1 protein-coding gene is annotated in these 1,400 nt (G+C 66.9%); it reads left to right on the forward strand.

Annotated elements, in window-relative coordinates; all coding sequences use genetic code 11:
- Positions 1 to 125 precede the first annotated feature (125 nt).
- The gene (locus ACFQPD_RS11030; RefSeq protein ID WP_385900703.1) at positions 126 to 1,304 is read left to right on the forward strand and encodes a transposase family protein; all 1,179 of its coding nucleotides are present in this window, start codon (positions 126 to 128) and stop codon (positions 1,302 to 1,304) included.
- The last annotated feature ends 96 nt before the right edge of the window (positions 1,305 to 1,400 follow it).

Here is a 1,400-nt window from a genome sequence, read left to right on the forward strand (position 1 = left end):
CGAGTTGACTCATCAGAAACCTCCGCTTGTGCGGGGTCGTTGCCTCGGGTAGAAACCTCCGGTTAGGTGTGTCGTTGCCTCGGGTGAGGACCTCCGCGTGAGCACCATCACGGATGGAGCTGACGATGGGCCAACGCAAGGCCGTCACGAAGATGAAGGCCCTGGCCTACCGGGGCGCCGACCGGGCGGGCAAGACCCGGATCTTGGACGAGCTGGTCGATCTGACCGGGTGGCACCGCGACTACGCCCGCGCGGCGTTACGGGATGCGCTGGTCCTCAAGGCGGTGATGCCGCGTAAGCCGCGGGCGCGGGTATACGGCGATGACCTGCTGCCCGCCCTGGTGCGGTGCTGGACGCTGTTGCGGGCGCCGGCGGGGAAGATCCTGGCGCCGTTCATGCCGGTCCTGGTGCCCCTGTTGCGCGCCGAGGACGAGATCGATATCGACGACGCGCAGGCGGGGTTGCTGGCGGGGATCTCGGCGGCCACCATCGACCGGATGCTCGCCGGCGAACGCCAACGGATGACGCTGCGGGGTCGGACGCGTACCAAGCCCGGGTCGTTGTTGAAACACCAGATCCCGATCCGCACGTTCGCTGACTGGGACGACGCGACGCCGGGGTTCGTCGAGATCGACCTGGTCGCCCACGACGGTGGGGTCGCCTCGGGCGAGTACTGCTACACGTTGACGATGACCGATGTGGCGACGGGGTGGACGGTGAACCGGTCGGTGCCGAACCGGGCCCGCCGGTGGGTGATCGAGGCCATCGACCACGCCGCCGGGATGTTCCCGTTCCCGATCGTGGGGATCGACTCCGACAACGGATCGGAGTTCATCAACCACCACTTCCTGCACTACTGCGAGACCCGCAAGATCACGTTCACCCGCGGGCGGGCGGGGAAGAAGAACGACGGCTGCTATGTGGAGCAGAAGAACTGGGCCCGCGTGCGGGAGTTGGTCGGCTACTACCGTTACGACACCGAGGCCGAGCTCGACCTCCTCAACCAGATCTGGGCCTTGGACGACGCGTTCGCGAACTACTTCCTGCCCAGCCTGAAGCTGGCGTCCAAGCACCGCGACGGCGCCAAGGTCGTCAAGAGGTACCACCAGGCCGCCACCCCACACCAGCGTGCCCTCGCGCACCCCGCGACCCGGAAACGGCCGGTCATCACGATGAACGCCCGGTTCAAGAAGCTTCGCCTCGGTGCCCTGCAACGCGAGATCCTCCACCACACCGGCCGCCTCGAAGCCCTCGCCCAGGCCAAGGGCCGCACCGCCCGGCAACGCCGGACCGCGACCGGCTAACCGGAGGAAACAGGTGAGGCAACGACCTGGCGAACCGGAGGTTCACTGCTGAGGCAACGATCAGTTCACCCGGAGGTATTGACATGAGGCATCACG

This window comes from Tessaracoccus sp. O5.2 (assembly GCF_964266725.1).
GTDB lineage: Bacteria > Actinomycetota > Actinomycetes > Propionibacteriales > Propionibacteriaceae > Arachnia > Arachnia lapidicapta.